The organism is Bacillus cereus group sp. MYBK14-1 (genome assembly GCF_051916885.1).
GTDB classification, from domain to species: Bacteria; Bacillota; Bacilli; order Bacillales; family Bacillaceae_G; genus Bacillus_A; species Bacillus_A cereus.
In genome coordinates this window covers 141,064-164,052 of the sequence record NZ_JBQAHM010000001.1, presented here as the reverse complement: position 1 = coordinate 164,052, position 22,989 = coordinate 141,064, and the positions used below count along the sequence as shown (strand labels likewise).

Genomic DNA, 22,989 nt, shown 5'->3' with positions numbered 1-22,989 from the left:
TGTATCATAATATAAATAGTTAGGGTAAACCCTATCCCTTACAGCGTTTAAGGCACCTTTTATAAGGTGTCTTTTTTGTTATATTTTCATCAAAAACCCTTTACTTTATAGCGTTTTAATAGTAAAATATAAATATACGAACAAACGTTCTTTTTATTTTAAACGTACATGAAGGGATGATTTTAACAATGGCTCCATTAAAGCGCAGAGGAAGAAAAAAGCAAGCACCTATTATTTCAAATACAGGCTTTATCGGCTCTGTCTTTATTGATACATTGGAGTTACAAAAGAAATCCTATTATTTCGCTCGTAAAAAACTTCAAATTGTTCATCACGTACTAGATGGTCTCTCTGGAGCAACAAGTGCTTTATTTAAAGAACATAACATTTCAGCATACATGTCATGTGTGTATTTACATAAACAAAAGAAAATTGGTTTTGTTCTTTCAACGAAACCATTTGAACAAAGTGATGGCGTTGCTTATTTTGTAAATTATTTAATCGAAAAGAATTTTTATGGCGGCCATGATGAAGATGTAGAATATCAAGAAGTATTTAATACAGGTTTTATCGGTGTAGTATTCGCTGATTTATCTAGTATAGATCGCTTTAATTTCGAGTTTGAAATGGGTATGCTAACGAAATTAATGAAAGATATGATTATTCCAGTTAAAGAACTCTTTTTACGCCATAATGTACCGGCTTACATCTCCACTTCTCACTTAGAAGAACAAAACAAATTAGGTTTCGTTCTCTCTGTAAAGCCATATGACGAACGTGCTGAAGCAGATTTATATTTTGAAGCATATTTAAAAGAACGCGGATTATTTATTGGTGATGAAGAAGATGATATTGATAAGATTGTCATTAGAAAAACCGCTGAATTACGATAGAAAAGCGCAGGATGCTAATCCTGCGCTTTTTATAATTTATGAAACTGATTTACCAAATAAACGGTATTAATTTTTTTGTTTTCTGTTTATAGACTGTAAATTGTTCTCCATACTTTTTCTGTAAGTAACCATCAGATTTTGGAATATATTCAAAAACGAATACAAAGAACAGGCCTAGAGGTATAAATAAACTATAAATATTGCTAGCGATAAATGCTAAACCTAACACCCAAAGGCAATCCCCCAGATAATTAATATGAATCGCATATTTAAATAAACCACCTGTATATAGCTTACCTTGATTTACAGGATTGTCTTTAAAGGATTTTCTAAGTAGCTCTGAAACTGTGTTTAACATACTTCCTCCTAAAAACAATATCCAACCTATTGTAAGTAATATTAAATTAGGATCCTGATTACTAGTAATCATTAAGATTGGAAAACCTAAATAATAAATTCCAAAAGCAATACTGTTCATAATGGCTTCTTGCCATGAAATCCCTCTAGGCAACCATATAAACATCATAGCCGTTAATCGTAAAGCGGTGATAATTAAAGCTATAAACAGCCCTATTGAAATGCCTGGTTTGAAATAAGTAATGAAAAGTAAGTAATACGCAATGATTAGATAGATAATCTCAGTAACTAAAATTAATATTTTTTCTTTTATTGTTGGCCGGTTTATACCATACATTGTGATACGCTCCTCCCTTTATTCATTTTATAGGAAAATAAACTTCTATGATATTATTCTCCTCCTGTGTGCTATAAGGATTCGTTTTATAAACTTCAAACGGAGCTCCATTCAGTTTATAGTTATTTTCTTCAATCCAAACGTGTAGCTTTGTATGAATAAAAGGTAATTCTTCGTAAGAACCAATAAGCGTAGCCATTGCGCAAAGACCGGGATTAAACACTTTTGTTTTATTTGTGGCTTCTGCAAGGGGAATCGCAATTTCCACATCATAATTTTCAGGTACATATTCTGAACTATGGAAAATAGCAAGTGGTTTTGCAATAGGTAATAAATTTTCAAATGAAATTTTACTAAACAACTCATTAAAGTGTGTTAGGAAATCAACGGTATTAATTTGTTTTCGCTGAGATGATATATTATAGGTTAAGTGATTTACAAGATTAATCTCAATATGATTTAAGTAACCTATGATACTTTCTTCTTCATCTAATTGTTGAATATCACGCTTTAATTTTTTTAATAAAGAAGAATAATATGTTATCTGCTGTGTTAGATTTTCTTGTTTGGTTTTCATTTTAGAGTTAAGCAATTCAGTTTTCTCCCGATTTTCTAAAATATCCTTAATTTCTTCCAGCGAAAATAAATAAGTTTTTAATCGTGTAATCAATAAAGCTATTTCTAATTGGAAAATATCATAGTAGCGATATCCATTCTTAGGGTCTATGAAAGCTGGTTTTAAAAGCCCAATTTCATCATAATAGCGCAGCGTCTTCATTGTAAGATGAGATATTTTTGAAAACTCTCCAATTGAAAGCATAACACTCACCTCCTGTAATTAATTATTTTAAATATACTGCTTCCTGTAAGGGGAAGGTCAATCAACAAAGTTAAATTTTCTTATTGTATTTAGAACGATATTCATCCCCCTCAACCTACAATTTTAAAGTAGTCTCCAAAACGAATATGTAATCTTTTCAAAATTGTTCATGGGAAATCAGCCAATTTTTTCATTTTATAGTATTTGCATTTCTTATCTTGAAAAATGTAGCAGTATCCATTATATAAATAATCTAAGATCTACTAAGCGCTATAATCTTTCGAATGAACTTCTAATATGAAACAATTCGATGAAACTTTAATTACTATTAAATATAAGATTCCCCCTACAATTGTAATCATGTAGGCTGGAATATAATTTAATAATAGACCGGATAGCGCCATTGCTATAGGAAGCATCATTTTACTTATACTTAATCCAATGCTGAGAATCCTCCCTCTATATTCATCAGGAATCTCTTTTTGCATGAAATAAGCTATAGGTATATCAATAAGCACTATAATTAGTCCTAAAAAGAACATAACAACACAATAGGTAATAACGTATACAAAATCATTTACCTCAAAACTTTTGAATAAAACTGGAATTCCTGAAATAATCATAAAAACCGCCAACATAAAGCTTAACTTTTTCAAAAGATAAGCGTAAGAAAAACGATCGGTTATCTTTTTTACTAAAATCGCACCAATTATCATGCCTACTGGAAAAGTCCCTTGAATCATACCAAATTGTTTAGAACCAAGATCGAGAACTGTATTAATAATGTATGGCAATGGAACAGTTACAGCAAACCCTAAGAAGAAATTAAGTGAAATTAAAATACTGAACGTATTTTTTAAGCTTTTCCGCTCCATTAAGTAAGAGTATCCCTCCTTTATATCTTCAATAAAATTAATTTTTCTAATTGAACATTCCTCATTTATGTTTTGCTCAAACAATTTAAAGTTAATAAATAATATGGAAATAGCCGAAAGGATAAATGAAATACCGTTTATAATTATAAAAATTTTAATATCAAAGACTGCAAAAACAATACCACCTAACATAGGACCTAGAATTAAAGATATAGAATCGATAATTTTACTTATAGAGTTAATACTCATTAGCCTCTCTTTGGAGACGATATTTGGTTTTGCAGCTTCTAATCCTATTCCAAAAAATGTTGTAAATACCGTTATAAGAAAGGTAGTAGCATAAATGGTGAATAAGTCTAATCCATAATTACTGCTAAATATATAAACAGTAATTAATAAGCTTCCACTTAGTAAATCCATACAAATGACCAATTTCTTTTTATCAACTTTATCTGCAATTACACCAGCAAATGGATTCATAACAATCATCGGAATAGTTCCTAAAATAAGCGTAATGGCAAAATTTAATGCTGATCCGGTTATATGTAAAACATATAATCCTAATGCAAAACTATAAATAGAGCTACCAAATATTGATACTGTTTTCCCGAATGAATAGAGACACATATTTCTTAGTTCTTGGTTTCTTTTTTTATTTTCTATATGTAATCGTAAACTTCCCATCACTTTTCCCCCTACCTAACTTTGTGTTACGTACATTGTAAGTTCTTGGGTCAACCCAATAGCAATATGTACGATTTGAAAAGTTTTAAGGGGAAATAAATAAAAGATGGGGTTAACCCCATCTTTTTCCGAAAAATGAATATGTATAAATTTCTTCTCCTTGAACAAAGAAATCCTCGTACCTTCCCCCTCGTATCAAATAATTTGAAGTACTTTCATCAATAGATTGAAACTGTAAATTTTCGATTTCTTTTGTTACTTTTGCAGATGTAAAATTCTCTCTGAGTCTAGGTGCAATTTGGCTATTTATGCTGAATTTATTAAATAAAATAAATGAACTTAATAAATAACAATTGTGTTTAAAAAGGGAATTTAATTCACACAATAAGAACTCCTCATATTCAAAACTATAATTACTTGTACCTGATTGATCGATTACAATATCAACAGAATTATTCTGAATAGGTATGTTTAGAAAGTCGGCACAGATAAATACAATATTTCTTTTCACATTTCTTCTCTCAATTACATCTTTTAAAAGTAAAAGTTTATTCAAATCTCGATCAACAGCAATATATAAACACTCTTCCGGTAGTTCTTCATAAATATTTCGTAAAAAGAACCCAATACCAGACCCTAAATCAAGTAGTATTTTTTCATTTAAATCTAATTGCATTAGTTTCTTTTTCGCCCATTCTCCTCCTCTTTGAACATTTTCCAAAAAAGCAGTATCCGTTTCATGGATATAATCTGAAATAGAATCTTCAAGTGATTTCCTCTTATACACCTCAAATAATTTTCCAGCTGTTAAAACTCCGGAAGTAATCGCGTATTCTTCACCACAATTACAAATTAATTTCCCCTCAACAATTTGATTTTTATTAATAATGCCATCTTCAAGAATTAAATTTCCGTTACACTTAACACATTTAAATAAATGAAGTACTTTTAAATCTACCCCTAAAATTGAACTCGAAATTTCAGTTTCTATAGATAAATTATTTAACGTTTTCTTTAATTTATCTTTTCGTTCCTTTAAGGTTTTTATCTCTTGCTCAATCTTTTCATATTTTACTTTAAATAAAGATTGATAAAAAATATCCTTTTCATAGTCTAAGGATTTCCCTAAATTTTTATAAAGAAACAGTTCTTTAATTTCATTCAAGCTAAACCCTATCCATTTGTACTCTAATATAAGTTCTATATCCTTTTGACAATACTCGTCAAAAAAATAGTGACTTCCTTTTTTCTCAGGAATAACGAGTCCGAGATCCATATAATGTCTAATCGTATCTACACTTACATTATTTACTTCTGCAAACTTACTGATTTTCATCCTAATCACTACCATTTATATATTTGTTTATACATACTTCTTTATTACTTTAAAAAATCCTTTCATCTCCTTATACAAAATTATTTATGCTATGAAAAAGATGTAATTAATTTTAAAGTTCCGCCACATCCCCATTAAGCTAAGCTTATATAAGTTTAGCTCCTCTTTTTTAATCTTGAATTTAAAAAAGAGGCGCAGGTATTACGTTTATGTCTATATATCTAAAAACTGTGAGTTCATGGATGAATTTAAAACTGCGGCGTAAGTACTGCAGTTTCTTCCTTTTTCATTGAGTTGAAATATGTAAAGTTACGTACTTTAACTGTAGCGGACTTGTACTACGCGTTCATATTAATTTTATAGACGTTTAAGGATTTTGTTTTATGGTAAGTATTCTTGCTGTGAAATCAGGATTGTAAATATAGATGAACGTGATTCAAATCAAAAAAAGGTACTCCTAGAAGTACCTTTTTTACTATTCTACATGTGCGAACGCTTTCAAAATTATTGGATATAAATTGATGTACGCATTGTATTAAATGGGGCATTTATAGATGTCTTTTGGTACTCAAAAGTTCCTTGTTGGTGTCCAGAAGCATCCCATTTATAATACCAGCCAACGATTGGTCTTCCGCCAATTATAGTGGAATCAATACTTTTTACATTAGAACCATTCATTTTAGCAAATGGGTTTTGGCCATAGCCCATTTCTTTCGTTGTAATATATAAGTATTTTCCCCCGTGGTTACGCGATGTACTGAAGCTGTTCTGATTAATTGTTTCTACCCCGCCTAGCTCAGACTCTACTTGTACGACGTTTAGTGAAGTAAGTGGTGCTGCTGGTCCAGCTAAAGCTTCTGTTGCCATTCCTAATCCGACGAACGCTGTGATTGCTAACGATGAAATCCCTAGTGCTGCTTTTTTAAACATAAAAAACATCCCCTTCCATCTATTGTTTTCTCTTTCATTTTCAATATAATCCTAATAACCTTATATGTAAATAGATTGTAGTTTTATAAATATTAGTGCGAATATTCTATTATATATTTCTACAATTCCATTACTCAATATGAATGATTTACAGTGCAAAACGAAATACACACATGTCAAGTTTGTAGTGTTGACATAAAAATTGTAAACTGGCTTACGCCTCGTATTTATCATATTTTATATCCAATATTCCTAAGATTCTGTATTCTAGAATGTTTTTACTACAACTATTCATTTTTTCTTTGCAGGAACAACTGTGATAACATCTCCTTTATCATTTAAAGTCAGAGAATGTAGAAATTATAGCTAGCTATTGATATGTTACCTACTACGTACTGGAGCGCAACCTATCTGATAGGTAAATGATTCATGTGAAAAAGGAGACGCTACCAGTTCTATAGCATCTCCTTTTTATTTAATAAGTTAGACAGAAAGAATAGAAATAATGTTTTTCTTGTTTCACTATCCTTTTGTTTGTAAATGAACTGAGTTTTGAAAAACTATCCTATATAGTATGAATCGGGTATAGACATTAAATAATAGAATAGGGCACCTATTACTCCACAAGTAAAAATAGTAACTCCCATATTTCTTATGCCTTTAATTTTTGACCAAAATCCAATAAATCCTGTTATTAACCCACTTAAAGAGAATAGTGAAAAGTTGGAAACGGGTGTAAGAAGAAATTCCGCATTAATCCCTGTCCCCCAACAAACAATAGGTAACACGACAAGGGTAAGACAAAGTAATCCCATTACACTTACAAGTAATTTAAGATATTTGATACCTGCAATAATTAAATAGATTCCACCTATAAATCCACATAACCAGTAAATTGGCATAAAGTAAATCCAAAGAAAATGCAAGATGATCATATGTAATTTCCTCCTATTTATTTTCGCTCATTGTAGTTCTGGTTATTTGATGTTCTGAATTCGTTGCTAATTTATTAAGTTGATTTAGCGTTTCTTCTAAATCAAACGAATTAAACCAACGGTAATCCTGTCTGTCTAGAATACGATAATGCTGACTAATTAGATTTTGTTGTAAGCGAAAATTCCCTTTTTCTTGAATCTGTTTCCACCAGACTTTTCCTCCCAATGTTTTTTCTTTGAAGTTGTTAGTGCTATTGTGGGCCATTGTTTCGATTACTACTAATGGATCATCCCCAAGAGTATTCTGTAAAACTTCACTATCTCTAAACAATGCACAAATAGCAACAGTGTTGGTCCAACCTGCATTCGTTCTCCCTTTCTCAATTTGAACAAGCGTTTTTTTTGATATGCCGAGAACTTCAGCCATTTTATCTTGTGTATATCTTTTTTCAGTGCGTATTAACTTTATTTTCGTTGAAATAAGTTCAATTGCATGCTCCTTATTCACTTTACCTCCCCCTCAAAAAGTAACTAATGTGTTATTTAGTGTAATTTTACACTTTAATTAATTTATTTTCAACTCAATCCTCCTTAAATCTTGTAAGAAATAATTGGATAAGTCATAAAAAAGGCATTCCACAGTTATCTATGAGAAGGTAGCTCGACCATCGATTTCTAACCTCGATGGAGATATGTCGAGATCACATTTCATTTTAATTAAATAAAAAACCCGTGAATTATTCACGGGTTTTACTTTAATAACTAATTGCAATTGTACCTTCACCTGCATGAACCGCAAATGAAATTGGTAATGGATATAATTTGAAATCTATTTCAGGGAATGCTTGTCTAATATCTGCAATCCATTCCTCGGCTCCATCTTTATCATTAGCATGGAACATATGAAGTACTTTTGGTAATTCTTTTTCAAGTTCATTTTTAATATATTCTCGACATTTTTGGATTTTACGAACTTTCTTTTCAAGTAAAAGCTCTCCACCTTTTACTTCTAATATTAAGTTAACACTTAATAAACTTCCAAGTAAAAATTGAATGCCCTTTACACGACCACTTGCATAAAGGCCTTTTAAACTTTTCGGGAATACGTGGAAAGGTCTTCTTTTTTCATCTACTAATGTTTTGTGTATATCTTGTAAAGTCATACCATCATTGTATAACGATTTCGCTTTTCTAATTAGTTCATCCATTGGATAACTTGTTGTTTCACTGTCTAATACCGTTAATGGAAAACCTGCCATTTCTGCAGCTAGCTTCATATTTTGATAGGTTCCACTTACTTTTCCGCTAATAGCAACTGCAAATCCCTCTTCATATTCTTCTTTGCATTTCGAAAATAAATCTACCATTTCCCCTATGTTAGGCTGTGATGTAGTGACAGTTTTACCTTCATTCAAAGCATTATAAACGCGCTCACGCACACCTTCTTCACAATCTTTGTACGACACACCATCAATAATAACTTCAATTGGGATAACAAAGTTATCTCCTTCTGTTTTAAAACTCGCAGTTGTACTATCAGTAATCCAAGCAACACGCTTCATGTTGTTCCTCCCTTAATTCAATTCCTCTTTTCTGACTTTTCTATATATTTATGTTACGAAAAGAGAATATCCCTGTAATAGTAACAGGACTTTATTGTTTTGGCTATAGTAGATGCATATTAATTGTGACTATTTCTTGTCTATTTCACAAATAAAAAAGAAAATCAAGGAATTTGCTCGATTTTCTTCTTATCATATACTATTTAAAAGTTTCATTATCTAAAATTACTACATAATCATTCGTTAATCGTCCAGCTTCTTTTGTATAACTAACAAGCCTTTGTATATTATCACAGCAAATTTTTGCTCCCCATACGAGTAAAGGTACGCCAATAAAATCAATATGGAACCTTCTAGAAAACAGCCCACCGAAAGTCATTGGTAAAGGCACTGTTGGTGATGTATTAGAAAATATAATCTTTTCATGGCTTTGATAATGTTTTTGCAAGATTTCTCCTAAATGCTTCATCGCAGGTACAACGATTTTTGATGCGCCGCATCCAATCGTATAAACCGGGTTACCATTTTCATCTACTCCATGAAAAATAATTTTCCCTATATCTTCAGTTTTCAATTTATTAAAGTAATCTACATTTAATATTTCTTCTTTTGTTAGCTTACGATCCGTTGGTAATTTATTTAAATGATAAGCTGCTGCAAGTGCAGTTGAATGCGTTCCGCCGAAATCCGTGTAAATGAATATCATATGATCATCCCTTGTTATAAAAGTTCAATGTTATTTAGTATTACCGTTCACAGCATTGATAAACAAGGGATGAATGTATTTATACTTTTTTATTAATTATTATTCATTTCCAATTATACTATTGTCTATTTATTATGTTACACCATGTAATAGCCATAAGCTTATCTATAAAAGTAAAAAGACGTACTTTTTCGTACGTCTTTTATCATCTTTATTCAAAATAAATGTATACTTTAACATGTATGAATTGTTAGTTATCAATAGTTTCTATTCTTTTAGAATCCGTCTCATTAAATACTTGAATGTTAAATTTAGCAGCTAGCATTATAGTGATTTTATAAATAAAGTATCCAAGAATACAACCTATAACGTTACAAATCACATCATCAATATCAGTAATACGTCCCACTCCACTAAATAAAGACTGAATTAATTGTAGCAATTCAATACTAGTTGATATAGAAAATCCTAATAAAATTGTATTTTTGAATTTTTTATATTTATCCCATAGGATTGGTGCTAAAAATCCTAAAGGCATTAATAATAAAATATTTCCGCCTACATTTCTTACAATTAGCCCAATCATAAATAGGGCATCTCCATCATAAGCACTACCAATTTGATTGATGTCTTTAATAATTGATGCAAATGGTATTATATTGACCGAGCGATTCAGATTTTCAATATTAGAAGGAAAACCGATTGGTAAAGGGAATAAAGTTACTGCAACAACCATACAAATGTAAACCACGAATAAAAAACTTACTATTTCTTTCCACCAAATCACATGTTTTTTATTTTTGGTACCAATTAATATTCCACGTACAATTAAATAACAAATAACCCCTAAAATAATAAACAAACTACCGTTGATCATATACAAATTGTTAACACATCCTTTCATATGAATTAATAATTTAAATTTACAATTATATAGTAATATTTTTTAATTTAAAAATCCATATAAACATATGTAATTGTGCAGAATTACAAAAACCCCTTATTTAATAAATAAAGGGTTCCTCGTTAACTAAAATATTTTTCAGAACAGAAACAATCATAAACCCGTTTAAATTATTTTCGTATCTCTTCTTTTATATCCATATAATTAAAAAGCTCTTTCTATTTCTGTCATTAATTTTTCAGGTCCTGCCTCTTTATTCGATGGAATAACTAAAGTGATTCCTAATTCTGGATATATGGCCGAGCGAAAACTGACGCCTGGATCATATCCCATTACATGATATTTGAATACCTTGTTTTCTCGTGTTTCAATCCATATTCCATATCCGTAAGACTGTTTATCATTTACATGAATGTGGGGAGTTAAAAGTAACTTTGTATATTCCTTTCCTAAAATTTCATTATTAAATAGTGCCGCCCAAAATTTCAACATGTCTGGTGCAGTAACATATGCACCTCCATCAGCCCCTCCTTTTATTGGTATAGAGTAAGCGTTTGTTCTCCAATTTTGGTTGGTTTCGTCCTTTATATATCCTAGAGCTGTATGTCTTGGTAATTTATCTAACGAAAAATAGCCAGAATCATTCATGCCAATCGAATTAAAAATGTTTGTTTCTATATACTCCGTAAATTTAAGTCCCGTCTGTTCTTCTATTATTAATCCAAGTATGATAAAACCTGCGTTGTTGTAGTGAAACTTACTCCCAGGTGCAAACATCATATTACTGTTTTGGAATAATGGTAAAAAGTCTTTTAAGCTCTTTAATAGATACATAGGTGTTTGTTTCCAAAGATCCTCGAAGTTATCTATAATACTTTCATCAAAATAATCTGGTATACCAGAGCTATGCGTTAGTAGTTGATGTATTGTAATATCTTCATCGAAGTTTGGAAGTTTTATCTCTAGACAATCCTTTAATTTTGTATGAAAAGAAATAACACCTTTTTCAACAAGTTGACAGATTCCAATTGCAGTGAAAATTTTACATCCTGAGGCAATGCCGAATCTTGTTTGTATCGTATTGTTTATACATTCACTTTTGTTTGCGTAACCCATTGCTTTTTCATAGATTAAGTCTTTTTCTTTTTTTACTAAAACTACTCCAGAGAAATCTATTTTCTTTTGTATTTCTTTTACAATTTTATCAATTTCATCTTTTGTTTTTATCACGACAACCACCCTTATCTTTCGGTATTGTTCTTTCCTCTTATTAATTTTTCCATATAAAGAGGAAAGAACCCTCTTATTAAATACGATAAATTATTAATGAAAACACAAAGTTCATTTCAAATTTATCCCGCTATTTATAAGCAGTAAGACCCCCACTGATTAAATTTTCACTTTATTGACTCAGTAGAATACAACTTAGATTGTGATGGGAATAAAGTAAACACACACAAGACGATAGTAATAAATAACATTATTAATGACCCTACAATAACTACAAGTTGTATAGAAATGAACTGAGTCGCAACACCAGATAGTATTGTAATAAAGATTGTTACTAACGCAATAACAAGTCCATATATGCTCCCGATCCGTCCCATTATATGAACGGGAACATTATTTTGGTAAAATGTATAAAATCCTGTATTTGCATATGCCATAGAGAAAGATAAAATAAAGAATCCAATAGCAGCTATTAAAAATACATTTGAAAAAGCATAAATTAAATAACCAATTGCGATGAATAGTGATCCTATTCCAATTAGAAATGAAGGTGCTAATTTTTTTGACAAAATTGTATTTGTTATGGCACCTAAAATAAATCCTGCACCAGCTATACTAACTAGAAAACCATATTCACTATCTGTTAGTAGTAATACCTCTTTCGCAAACGATAGTTCAAGTGAATCAGTAGCAGTTGCTAATACGAACATACTTTGAAATAAGAAATACACACATACGACATACACATGTTTTCTACTAAAATTTATAACAGTGTTCCAATCTTTTTTTAATACTGTAAGAGATAATGTATTACTTGTTGTATCCGAAGCTTCTTTCTTATCAAGATTAGGTAAAAGTAATGTAATGAATCCTGATAAGAGAAATGCTATAGCATTCATATATATAGCAAACTCAGGTGTACTCGCAATTAATAAAACCCCTGCTATCGCTGGACCAATTAATGATGCACCCGATCCTATTAAAGTACGTAATGAGTTGAAACGTTGTCTTTGCTCTACTGGAATTAATTTCGACATATACGTCATAGCAGTTGGCTCATAAATTGCACTGGCCATACTTATAAAGAATACGAATACATAAACAATCCAAAGTGACGGAAGTAAAGGTAAAATGGCGATAAATAACGCACGATATATATCGAGGTGAATCATTAATTTTCGTTTATTTAAACGATCAATCATACTCCCAGACCAAGCGTTTGTAAATAAAGTGGCTAATGGTTTTATTACATATAAAGTAGCAACAGCTAAGGCTGAGCCACCCATATTATAGACAAGTACATTCAGTGCTATTAAATAAATCCATGCCCCTAAATTCGCAATGCCAACTCCGGACAATAGTAATAAAGGATATTTCCAATCTTTAAGTAAATTTTTCATTTTTGGCCCCCGCTTTCAAAATTGTTTTACAACAATAAAAAAATCCCACCCCCAAGACTTTTAATCTTAGGGACGAGATTTATCATCGCGGTGCCACCCTAGTTTGTTAATATGTCACCATACTAACCTTATCAGGTACTGCATTCTAATTCATGCTTATACCATAGCTCTATAACGGGAGCTCCCGTCACACCATCCCCTAATAATAGGTTCCGATGTGCTGCTCAGAGGCTTGGTTCAATAAAGAATTTTTACTCCTTTTCAGCTAAATGGAGCTCTCTGTGAAAAATTCATTTTATTTACTCTTCTCTTCACTGCATTTGATTTTTTCCATATTATCACACATGCATTTAACTGTAAATAAAAAATAATCAGATATTTAACAACGTGTCACTTTTAGTTCTTTTATTTATTATTTTTTCTAAAAATTACGGTGCGTGAAATTACTCGCAACTCTAAAGAAAGAGCTATTTGCATACAGCTCCTTCCAAATGCCTGGATTAATTCGTATTCGCCTCTGTTAACGGTTGTAACGGCGGTTCTAATTCTACTTCTAGTATATCTCCTTCTTGTAAATCTTGTCCTTTTTCAATACTTTGACTCGTTACATAACCCGTACCAGAAGTTTTCAAATCTAATTTCAAAAGTTTAGAGAAATACATAACATCACGCATGGACCACCCTTTTACATTTTGCATTTGTGCGTTATTCCCTAATAAAAATATACGATCACCTTCACTCATTACCTCGCCAGACTGTGGATATTGTTTTATTATTTTTCCTTCTCCTAAAATTACCGGCTGTAGCTTCTCTTTTTCTACACTTTTCTCTATTGTATCCATCGATTGATTTACATAATTTTGTACTTTTAATTGAGATTGTTTTGCTGCATCAGCTATTTGTTTTTCTGTATACGGTTTCACCTTTAAATATTCAAGGCTGTTTTTTATAACAGGTTTAAATATTTCAGCAAGAGGCTGAGCTCCATACTCATCTCCTTTTAACTTTGGCTGCTTAATAGCTAAGTATACGATTAACTCCGGATCATCAATTGGAGCCATTCCTAAAAAGGAGAAAATGTAATTCTCTTTCCCTTCCATATATCGGCCGTTTTCAGGATTCGGGATTTGTGCTGTTCCTGTCTTACCTCCAATTGGATAACCATCTACTTTATACATTGTACCAGTTCCTTTTGAAGATGTTATAACACGCTCCATTAAGCTTCTAACCTTGTCCGCTGTTTCTTTTTTTATCGGATTCCCAATTTCTTTCGGTTGATTTTCCATAATAACTTCTTTGTTTGTTGGATTTACAACTTTATCAACGATATATGGTTGCATCATTTTCCCGTCATTTGCTATAGCAGTAGCCGCTTGGATTAATTGAATTGGAGTTACTGTAGAACCTTGACCAAAAGAAGTTGTAACCTGTTGAATTTGCGTATTTAATAATAAAGTATTTTTACTTTCTCCAGGTAAATCTATTCCTGTTTTTTGATTGAATCCAAATTTATTCATATATTGCTTAAATTTATTTGGTTTCAGTAACTGATCTTCTAAAATAGAAAAAGCTACGTTTGATGACCTTTCAAAACCTTCATCAAATGTAATTGATCCCCATCCAAATCCACCATTATGATCTTTTATATCAGATGAACCAACGGAATATTTTCCAGATTGAAAATATTCTTTGCCGTTATATACACCTTCATTAATGGCAGCTGCTAACGTAAAAACTTTCATTGTTGAACCTGGTTCATATGCATTTGCAATCGGGTCATTTAAAAAGTATTCGATATCACCTACATTAGGATTGTAACTAGGTTTACTAGACATTGCTAAAACCTTTCCTGTTTTTGGATCAGCAATAATGCCAATTAACATAGAAGGATCATAATGTTCTTGCGCTTTGTTCATCGCTTCTTCTAAAAAGCTATTAATTTGTTTATCAAGCGTTAAATATACGTTATTCCCATTTTTAGCTGGTTCTACTTTACCTATATCATTCGTAAGCGGAATCCCCCTTCGTGTACCCACATATTCTATATTCCCGTTTGTAGAGCGCAAATATTTATCCAAACTCTTTTCAAGCCCAAACTTTCCTTCCGTATTCCCTTTATCATCTGGTCTAGCAAAACCAAGTATATAGGATGCAAAGTCTTCATTCGGATACACTCTTGCTTTTTCCGACATAAAAGATACACCTGGTATTTTTAAATTATTAATTTTTTCTTTCGTTTCCCTAGATAAATTCCGACCAGTTTTTCCAATTTCAACTTGTGTACGCCCTTCATGAAAGTTTTTTAATACTTCTTCTTTATCAATTCCAAGCGCATCGGCTAATTGTTGTGCGGTTTCATCTTTATTTTTCACTTTATCTTTTCCTTTTAAATTCACAACAACTCGATACGTTGTAGAATCTTGTACTAACACCTTTCCGGTTTGATCATAGATAGTGCCACGATTCGCTTCTAAAACACCTTTTTTATTATGTTGTTCATTCGCGAGATCCTTTACATTCACATTATGCACGACTCCTACTGCCTGAATATAGAATATACGCAAAATCATAATAAGAAACAAAACAATAAAAGCAATCATCATATATCGAGCGCCTTTATTCGTTTGGAGTTTTTGCATACTTATCTCCTCTCTTTTGGAATGGATTCGTACGAAGATCCGTTTTAAAATTTGTAGTTTTTGTTTGCGATACTATATGTTTCGAAGTTTTCTTTTTAATTCCTTTAAAACAATGCAAAACTAACTTTTGTTATTTTGTGTTATTATTTTATATATTTAAAATACGGTGCGTGAAATTTCAGAATATTAATTAGTACAACTTGATTACAGAGCACTCTAAACTCTTTTCGTATTTCCTATAAAAAAATTCCCCTCTGGATGTCCAAAGGGGAACTTTTTATAGGAAAATTATACGCTATGGTTATATTTCGCTAAGAAAGGAATTCGTCTCGCTACTAATGCATACATTTTGAATACAAGTTTCGCTATTGGTTCAAACATACGTGTACTTTGCATTATTAAAGCACTCGTAATAAGTGTTAAGAATGCTGCACCAAGTATATCTAAAGGATAATGAACACCTACGTACATACGTGATATACCGACTAGTACTGCCCATAATAGCGCGATATATTTCAGTTTTTCTCCTCTAAGAATAAATACGAAGGCGATTGAAAATACAAGTACAGAATGATCACTAACGAATGATGAATCTGCTGCATGTGGTACTAATTGATGTACATCATGTGATACGAACGGACGCGGATGGTAATATACCGCGTGTATAAGAACATTTACTAATAATGCAATAATAACCGAAAGCGTCGTATATAAAACTGTATATTGTTTTCTAATTGCCTTTTCTTTCTTTCCATTATTAAACCATAAGATAAACATAAATAGAACGGCTACGTATGCAGCGCTATTTGTAATAGCAATCATTAACGTATCTAATAGTTTGGATGAATCAGCAAAATTATTAAACCACTGAAATACTGTGTAATTCATTAAACTCTCTCCTTACATACAAGTGTTCTTGATTTACACAGTATACAATACCATTATGAAAATAGGCTTAAACTTTTTTCATCTAATTCTCATTTTACTATTACTCATGTGACAATTATTAAACAAATTTTATACGCTATTTATGTATAAAGCCGGTAAGCCTTTATAATAAGGCGGTTCGTATTTTTTTCATATTTGAAATACATAACATGTTCATTTAAATATACTAATTGCAAAATCATATTTTTTAATTCATTTGAAGTACAATATTTCCAAATTGTTCTCCATGTTCCATACGGCTAAGTGCTCGAATTGCCTCTTCTAACGAGTAAACTTTATCAATAATTGGTTTGATTTGATGTTTTTCTATAAACTTTATCATCTCATTAAATTCCTCACGGCTACCCATGGATGTTCCCATAATATCAATTTGATTGTAAAATAGCGCGCGTAATGGTAATTCAATTTTATCTCCTGAGCTTGCACCAAAATTCACGATTCTTCCGTTTGGTTTTAATACATCAAAATATTTCAAAAAAGTTGCTGGACCTATACTATCTATTATTAAATCTACTTTTTCACCTTGTAAGCTCTCTTCCCAATTTCCAGAACTATGAAAAGAAATATCTGCACCATATTTTGCAGCAAGTTTCCTTTTATTCTCTACCCTTGAAGTAACACTCACTTTAGCGCCAATTGCTTTCGCGAATAACATGGCAAATGTAGCAACACCACCGCCTATTCCCGGAATTAAAACGTGTTCACCGCACTTCAATCTCCCTTTTGTAAAAAGCGCTCTATATGCAGTTAATGCAGATAAAGATAAAACACCTGATTCTTCCCAAGTAAGATATGACGGCTTTTCTACTACATTTTCAGCTGGTACAATTACATATTCAGCAAACGTTCCATCTTTCGGCCCACCTAGTACTTCCGGTAACTCCGGTACTTCAGTAGCATGTTCCCATCCAATACTAGGATTAATAATAACTTCTGTATGTAGTGTAATATTTGAAACTCCTTCTCCTATTTCTGTAACAATTCCTGAGCCATCTGAACCTATTACTAATGGTAGATCCATTTCTTTTCTATTGTTTATAATAAATAAATCCCTATGATTTAACCCTGCAGCTTTTAACTTTATTTTTACTTCACCTGCATTAGGACTTATCTCAGGTGAAAATTTATATTCTAACCCCTCTAATCCTTTTTCATATTGATGTACAATAGCTTTCATTGCTTAATACCCCCTTAATATTTCCAATGTACTAGAAATATCAAAATAAATAAAATAGTTTGCCTCCAATAATTAGAAATTATATATTTTGTTATGAAAAAAATCCTCTCCCTATAAAAAGTATAGGAAGAGGTTTCAAAACTAGTTAGATAAGAATCTATAAATTTATTGAATTCTAGCCAATTCTAATATTTTTCGAATAAACGGCGCTTTTGCCTTTGTATATGAAACACGATCAAAAGCATATGTAATAGCAAGCCTCTCTTTTAATTCTCTATATTCTTTACGTGCCCATTCATGGCTTATTAGAAAGTCACGAAATAAAATATTGTTTCTCCACTCATCACTATTATAAATATAAATATGCAAATGATGAGTACCCGCTCTCCATTTTCCCTTTCTAAAAAAACGCCAATTCGTTGCATCTTTTGGAACATACTCATATCCAATTTCCGATAGAACTTCAATCCACTTTTCAGCTATTTGCAATTCTGTTACGCCAATCATCATATCAATAAGAGGTTTAGCTCCTAATCCTTCTACTGCTGTGCTTCCTATATGTTCAACAGCAATTATTTCTTGTCCTAACAAGGAACAGAATTTCTCTTTTTCTTTTATATACTCTTCAACCAATTCTTTTTGATACGGTTTAATAACAATTTGTTGATCCATTGTATTCACCTCTCTATAAATATTTATCATTATATTTATAAAATTTTATATTGTTAGCATAGGATTTCCATAAAATATGTCGAATAGTGAAATGTACAACTTAATTATATTAAATGTGAGGTAATCTATGAAAGATAATTCCGTGGAAATTCAGTTAAATAACGTAACATTCCAATTAAAAGAATATCATAATTTTGATTGGCTTATTAAATTAGGGACCGTATTTGCAGTTTTTGACCAACAAGATTCAGGTAATATAAGTTTTGGTGTAGAAAAAGATGGGCATAAGAAATTTATCAAATACGCAGGAGCACAAACAATTGCATATGAAGGAACAACGGGTGATGCTATTGAAAGGCTAAAAAATTCAGTTACTATCTATGAAGATTTAAAGCATAAATCGCTCATAAGATTAATTGATCATTTTCCAGTTCAATCTGGATATGTATTAATTTTCGATTGGTTTGATGGTGAGTGTCTTCATTCGCATTGGCGTTTCCCATCTCCTGAAAAATATAAAAATCCAAACTCACCATTTTATAAATTTAGACATTTATCTGCTATAGAACGAATTCATTCCTTACATTCCCTTTTTTCTTTCCATACTTATGTAGAAAAGAAAAACTATGTAGCAATAGATTTTTATGACGGTAGTATTCTATATAATTTTAATACAAACGAGACAAAAATTTGTGATATAGATTTATACAGTAAGAAACCTTACATAAATAAAATGGGCCGGCTATGGGGTTCCTCCCGTTTTATGTCACCAGAGGAATTTGAACTAAACGCTATAATTGATGAAAGAACAAATGTATTTAATATGGGAGCAATGGCTTTCTCACTTTTAGGCGGTGAAAAAGATCGTTCCTTTATAAAATGGGAAGCAAGTAAGGAATTATATGAGGTAGCGTATCGTGCTGTAAATAAAGATCGCGCAGAACGGTATGCATCAGTTACAGAATTCTACGAAGCGTGGTTAAAAGCAGCTAACGCAGAAAAGATATAACCCTAAATTATTAAAAGAAATATAGAGTTTATACTATTATCATGTATATTAAAAATGGTTTTATGAACGTTTCGTACTAATTACAACTCGAGTTAATGACTATAACATGAATAGAGTTAATAATGATGTGAGAACTCGAAATGTAAATACGACAAATGATTTAAATGATAATCAGAATAAAAATAATAATTGGGCTTGGCTTGGTTTATTGGGACTACTAGGATTATTTGGTCTTAGAAAAAAAGACAAAGATCCAGAAACATGTTAATGTAGAACATTGTATTTAATTTTAAAAGATATTTATTTATCAAAAGAATGCAAAATGAATCGCCTTTAATAAGGCGATTTTTTATTTTTTAAAATCAATAACAATCACAAAAAACGGATGCAATTAATCGGAAACAATGAATTTCTTAACTTAATAGTAATAGAGCATTACATCTATTGGACAAACTATGCTCCTTTTTTATACCTTTTCTTCACTTACCCATATCTTATATTTTGTGTAACTAAGTCAAATGCTACAGCCCTTGATATTCATAGCTTCATAACACTTCCTCTTTTGAGTTACACAACACATTAAAAATGAGTAACTGTATAGAATGGGGTAGAATAACATAGTCATCAAGTTAAAAGTTTAATGTACCAACAATTAGGAAACTTTGTATGTTAGAGAATTTCAACCTAAAAAAGTCGGATTCCTATACGTTAAGTAAAGTGAATAAAGTCTGTTACACTCTCTTCTTTAGGAACGTTTCCATAATATCCTTCTTGAACCATTCATAATCAAACTGAAAAGCTACATTATGCGTTTTATAGCCTGGATTAGTAACAAAACGAAAGTCTGCAATGCTTTGACCAAATCCTTCCCCTTGATCAGGAATTACTTTAATGGGTACCCTTGAAAGACTAACAGCCTCTTGATTCAGCAAATACCACACCGTTACAAAATCATGCATAGGACTTCCACTTATACCAGGATTAGACTTGGAGTAGAAATTATAATAATAATCTAACATAGGTTTGATGATGAGTCCTGCAAGATCCTGTGTATTCCGATGAAATGCATCAATTTGTTGGACCATTTCGGGTGTAACAATCGCATGTTGAGTCACATTTAAAGGAATAATCGTCAAGTTCTTTGCATGCTGTAAAATTAAGTTTGCTGCATAAGGATCTGCGTAAAAATTAGCTTCAGCCACAGCAGTTACGTTACCTGGATAGAAAAAAGCTCCCCCCATGCAAATGCATTCTCTTACATTTCGCATTGTTTCTAAATTTAATACAAAAGTCGTAGCTAGCGAAGAAAGTCTTCCTAAATTGATAATGGTAAGATCTTCTAAATTTGATTCTATAATTTGATAAATATCATTTAAAGGATAAACTGGATATGAAATTTCAGGTGGAATAATAGGTCCTAATCCAACTTTTCCATGTACCTCAGGGAAATACTGAATTAATATACCTGTCAACGGTACAGAAGCACCAAGGAATACAGGTATTTCTTCTCTTCCCGCAATGTACTTTAAATAGTTTATATTTCTTATTACATTTTCTCTTGATACATTTCCATAATCGGCCACAATTCCTACAAGTTGAATGTCTTTACGAAAAAAGATGTACAGTATAGCAAAGGCATCATCAATCCCTAAATCTGTAAACAGGAGAACCTTTTTTTGCATATCTCTTCCTCCAAAAAATTTATAGAATTCTACTTTCACCAATGATGTAGTGATTAGACTACGCTTGTATATATATTTTTTATGTATTCTTAAAGAATGGATTCTATTCACTTGAAATAGCTTTGCTCATCTAAATTTGATTTTATGTTCTTAAGTCGTTTGGTCAATTGGGAAGTATTTCAAATCCAAAGTCTCAATACCATCTACAGTAAGTTCTCCACCAATTGGCTTACATTGAAAACAATGAGTGATAGTCTGAGCTTTATCTCCGTTCGGAAACTCACCAGAATATTTAGAATAGACACCTATAAGATGTTCAACTTCAACATTTAATCCTGTCTCCTCAAATATTTCTCGTTTAGCGGTTTCTTCAAGAGATTCTCCAAGTTCCATAGCACCACCTGGAAGACCCCATTCATTTCTATCTCCCCGTTTTTGTAAAAGAATTTCATTTCGTTCGTTATAAACAATACCTCCAGCAAAATTAAGAAATATTAAATCATGCCCTACTTTTCCCCGGATATAACGAATGTAGTCCTTATTTGTAGTCATAAATTCCCTCCTAATTTATATATAAAATACAAATTAATTATATATAAAGATAGAAGAAAATAGTAACAAAAATGATAATATTCCTTATTCTCATAAGGGATTTGCCCTTTACTTTTTATCAATCTATGCGTTTATTAACCATTTCTATTCTAATACCTTCATTTCCTAAATCCCCTTTCAAAATAAAGAGACCACCATTTCTTAAAACAATTTTATCGCAGTTCTAAAAATTGGTGTCCTCTAGTTTTCTAGCCGGACTATATTCTATTTTCAAGCCCATTTCTATCTCCCCATGAATAAAACTCAATGTTCTGTTTATACTACAACTACATCTAGAGACACATCACTGTTTAGAGCGGCTAGGTTTTGTTAGCTGCTCTTTTGTGTTTTACACAAATAAAATCAATAACTCAGCATATAATATCTATGTAGCTAGACTATTACCTCTGTATCGAGCAGTTAGGCTGGGCTAAATGCTCTTTTATTTATGACAAAATAAAACTTTTAAACAAAATTACTTTCGTATAACATTTTCAATCTCGCTTACACTATAACTGTAACTTTAAATTACACATCTATTACTTGTAGGGCCTAATTTTCTTTTGTGGAACAGGTGGTTAGCTCATAAAGTTAACCACTTTGTTGCGTTAAATATTTTTTATTTCTCAATACTTAATACCTGGAATTAATTCTAATTTATTGGTATTAAGTATTGACATTGATTTTCCTCATATGCAATTTTTGAAAAGGCCTTTTCTCTCATATCAGGCTCTTTTATTTATTAAAAAAAGATTATTTTATATAGATTACTATAAGCATCCATAAAGCCAAAGCACCAATGATAGCGAGTACTATACGTGTTGATAGTATCCTTACTTCAAAGTCTGTTTTCTTGGAGGGTTCAGGATATGCAATTATGTAAATTCCCTTTAATAATGCAAGCCATGCAATAACCGTTAGGAATCCCTGCCAGTTGAATACCCATACATTATGTAGAATTACAGTACCTAATCCTAGGAAAATCGATAGAAAACCATACATAATACCAAATCCTCTGTCTTCAACCACTAATTTTTTTAAGTCACGTAGCACAGATGGACGGACGAAAAGTATTCCCGATACGATAACCGTCATCCATCCCCAGAACAGCCCTAAAAAAGTACTAGTTTCCATTATTATTTCACTCCCCTCAATTATATTTATATTTCAGATATTCCTTCCTTTAGAACAATTCCAGCACTTTTCACATTTACAATAACTAAATATCCCCATCTTACCAGTTTTAAAATCTTCATTGTCATGACTATTAATAAGTTTATATCAATGTATACATTTAGGTTC

The 22,989-nt window shown here is 31.4% G+C and carries 20 protein-coding genes, 2 pseudogenes and 1 other annotated feature; of the genes and pseudogenes, 3 read left to right on the top strand and 19 right to left on the bottom strand.

Annotation, left to right across the window (positions count from 1 at the left end):
* Positions 1 to 188 precede the first annotated feature (188 nt).
* Positions 189 to 893: a hypothetical protein gene (locus ACTFR3_RS00805; protein WP_000035355.1), complete on the top strand. Its 705-nt coding sequence runs from the start codon at positions 189 to 191 to the stop codon at positions 891 to 893.
* Between the two features lie 49 nt (positions 894 to 942).
* On the opposite strand, the gene ACTFR3_RS00800 is transcribed toward ACTFR3_RS00805, so the two are convergent.
* The 16 genes from ACTFR3_RS00800 to ACTFR3_RS00725 all read right to left on the bottom strand — a co-directional run bounded on the left by ACTFR3_RS00800 (position 943) and on the right by ACTFR3_RS00725 (position 18,405).
* Positions 943 to 1,587 carry a methyltransferase family protein gene (locus ACTFR3_RS00800; protein ID WP_000274258.1) on the bottom strand — a complete coding sequence of 215 codons (645 nt, stop codon included), beginning with the start codon at positions 1,585 to 1,587 and terminating at the stop codon, positions 943 to 945.
* 22 nt (positions 1,588 to 1,609) lie between these two features.
* Entirely contained in the window at positions 1,610 to 2,407 is a 798-nt protein-coding gene (locus ACTFR3_RS00795) for a MerR family transcriptional regulator (RefSeq protein WP_000948769.1), read from the bottom strand.
* Positions 2,408 to 2,670: 263 nt separating this feature from the next.
* Positions 2,671 to 3,966, bottom strand: a complete 1,296-nt coding sequence (locus tag ACTFR3_RS00790) for an MFS transporter (protein ID WP_000535173.1) — start codon at positions 3,964 to 3,966, stop codon at positions 2,671 to 2,673.
* 112 nt (positions 3,967 to 4,078) lie between these two features.
* A complete protein-coding gene (locus tag ACTFR3_RS00785; RefSeq protein ID WP_000703280.1) occupies positions 4,079 to 5,302 on the bottom strand; it encodes a MerR family transcriptional regulator in 1,224 nt (407 codons plus the stop codon).
* A 504-nt stretch (positions 5,303 to 5,806) separates the two neighbouring features.
* The gene (locus tag ACTFR3_RS00780; protein WP_000472909.1) at positions 5,807 to 6,232 is read right to left on the bottom strand and encodes a DUF4879 domain-containing protein; all 426 of its coding nucleotides are present in this window, start codon (positions 6,230 to 6,232) and stop codon (positions 5,807 to 5,809) included.
* A 560-nt stretch (positions 6,233 to 6,792) separates the two neighbouring features.
* Positions 6,793 to 7,167 carry a hypothetical protein gene (locus tag ACTFR3_RS00775; protein WP_000584711.1) on the bottom strand — a complete coding sequence of 125 codons (375 nt, stop codon included), beginning with the start codon at positions 7,165 to 7,167 and terminating at the stop codon, positions 6,793 to 6,795.
* A 13-nt stretch (positions 7,168 to 7,180) separates the two neighbouring features.
* The gene (locus ACTFR3_RS00770) at positions 7,181 to 7,675 is read right to left on the bottom strand and encodes a helix-turn-helix transcriptional regulator (RefSeq protein WP_001031007.1); all 495 of its coding nucleotides are present in this window, start codon (positions 7,673 to 7,675) and stop codon (positions 7,181 to 7,183) included.
* Between the two features lie 247 nt (positions 7,676 to 7,922).
* A complete protein-coding gene (locus tag ACTFR3_RS00765; RefSeq protein WP_440044073.1) occupies positions 7,923 to 8,729 on the bottom strand; it encodes a DegV family protein in 807 nt (268 codons plus the stop codon).
* Positions 8,730 to 8,928: 199 nt separating this feature from the next.
* Positions 8,929 to 9,435 (bottom strand): DUF3189 family protein, encoded by a 507-nt coding sequence (locus ACTFR3_RS00760; protein WP_440044072.1) that lies wholly within the window; start codon positions 9,433 to 9,435, stop codon positions 8,929 to 8,931.
* A 250-nt stretch (positions 9,436 to 9,685) separates the two neighbouring features.
* Positions 9,686 to 10,318 (bottom strand): VanZ family protein, encoded by a 633-nt coding sequence (locus tag ACTFR3_RS00755; protein WP_440044071.1) that lies wholly within the window; start codon positions 10,316 to 10,318, stop codon positions 9,686 to 9,688.
* A gap of 225 nt (positions 10,319 to 10,543) precedes the next feature.
* Positions 10,544 to 11,569, bottom strand: a complete 1,026-nt coding sequence (locus tag ACTFR3_RS00750) for a serine hydrolase domain-containing protein (RefSeq protein WP_440041347.1) — start codon at positions 11,567 to 11,569, stop codon at positions 10,544 to 10,546.
* A 167-nt stretch (positions 11,570 to 11,736) separates the two neighbouring features.
* The gene (locus tag ACTFR3_RS00745; protein ID WP_439962747.1) at positions 11,737 to 12,969 is read right to left on the bottom strand and encodes an MFS transporter; all 1,233 of its coding nucleotides are present in this window, start codon (positions 12,967 to 12,969) and stop codon (positions 11,737 to 11,739) included.
* Between the two features lie 65 nt (positions 12,970 to 13,034).
* Positions 13,035 to 13,293, bottom strand: a binding site (T-box leader).
* Positions 13,294 to 13,469: 176 nt separating this feature from the next.
* A complete protein-coding gene (locus ACTFR3_RS00740) occupies positions 13,470 to 15,608 on the bottom strand; it encodes a penicillin-binding protein (RefSeq protein WP_440044070.1) in 2,139 nt (712 codons plus the stop codon).
* Between the two features lie 288 nt (positions 15,609 to 15,896).
* Positions 15,897 to 16,496, bottom strand: a complete 600-nt coding sequence (locus tag ACTFR3_RS00735; protein ID WP_440044069.1) for an undecaprenyl-diphosphatase — start codon at positions 16,494 to 16,496, stop codon at positions 15,897 to 15,899.
* A 247-nt stretch (positions 16,497 to 16,743) separates the two neighbouring features.
* Positions 16,744 to 17,733, bottom strand: a complete 990-nt coding sequence (locus ACTFR3_RS00730; RefSeq protein WP_375531949.1) for a zinc-binding dehydrogenase — start codon at positions 17,731 to 17,733, stop codon at positions 16,744 to 16,746.
* 165 nt (positions 17,734 to 17,898) lie between these two features.
* Complete coding sequence (locus tag ACTFR3_RS00725; protein ID WP_440044068.1) at positions 17,899 to 18,405, bottom strand: GrpB family protein; 507 nt, start codon at positions 18,403 to 18,405, stop codon at positions 17,899 to 17,901.
* A gap of 127 nt (positions 18,406 to 18,532) precedes the next feature.
* On the opposite strand from ACTFR3_RS00725, the gene ACTFR3_RS00720 reads away from it, so the two are divergent.
* Positions 18,533 to 19,414: a protein kinase domain-containing protein gene (locus ACTFR3_RS00720; RefSeq protein WP_440044067.1), complete on the top strand. Its 882-nt coding sequence runs from the start codon at positions 18,533 to 18,535 to the stop codon at positions 19,412 to 19,414.
* Positions 19,415 to 19,493: 79 nt separating this feature from the next.
* A pseudogene (locus ACTFR3_RS00715) lies at positions 19,494 to 19,682 on the top strand (WGxxGxxG family protein); the annotation flags it as partial.
* Positions 19,683 to 20,145: 463 nt separating this feature from the next.
* On the opposite strand, the gene ACTFR3_RS00710 reads toward ACTFR3_RS00715, so the two are convergent.
* From ACTFR3_RS00710 to ACTFR3_RS00700, 3 genes and pseudogenes are all read right to left on the bottom strand, one after another.
* Positions 20,146 to 21,096, bottom strand: coding sequence for a nucleoside hydrolase (locus ACTFR3_RS00710; protein ID WP_001170283.1), 951 nt, complete (start codon positions 21,094 to 21,096; stop codon positions 20,146 to 20,148).
* 159 nt (positions 21,097 to 21,255) lie between these two features.
* Positions 21,256 to 21,648: pseudogene (locus ACTFR3_RS00705) on the bottom strand (NUDIX hydrolase); the annotation flags it as partial.
* 792 nt (positions 21,649 to 22,440) lie between these two features.
* A complete protein-coding gene (locus tag ACTFR3_RS00700; protein WP_000450247.1) occupies positions 22,441 to 22,821 on the bottom strand; it encodes a hypothetical protein in 381 nt (126 codons plus the stop codon).
* Positions 22,822 to 22,989: the final 168 nt, after the last annotated feature.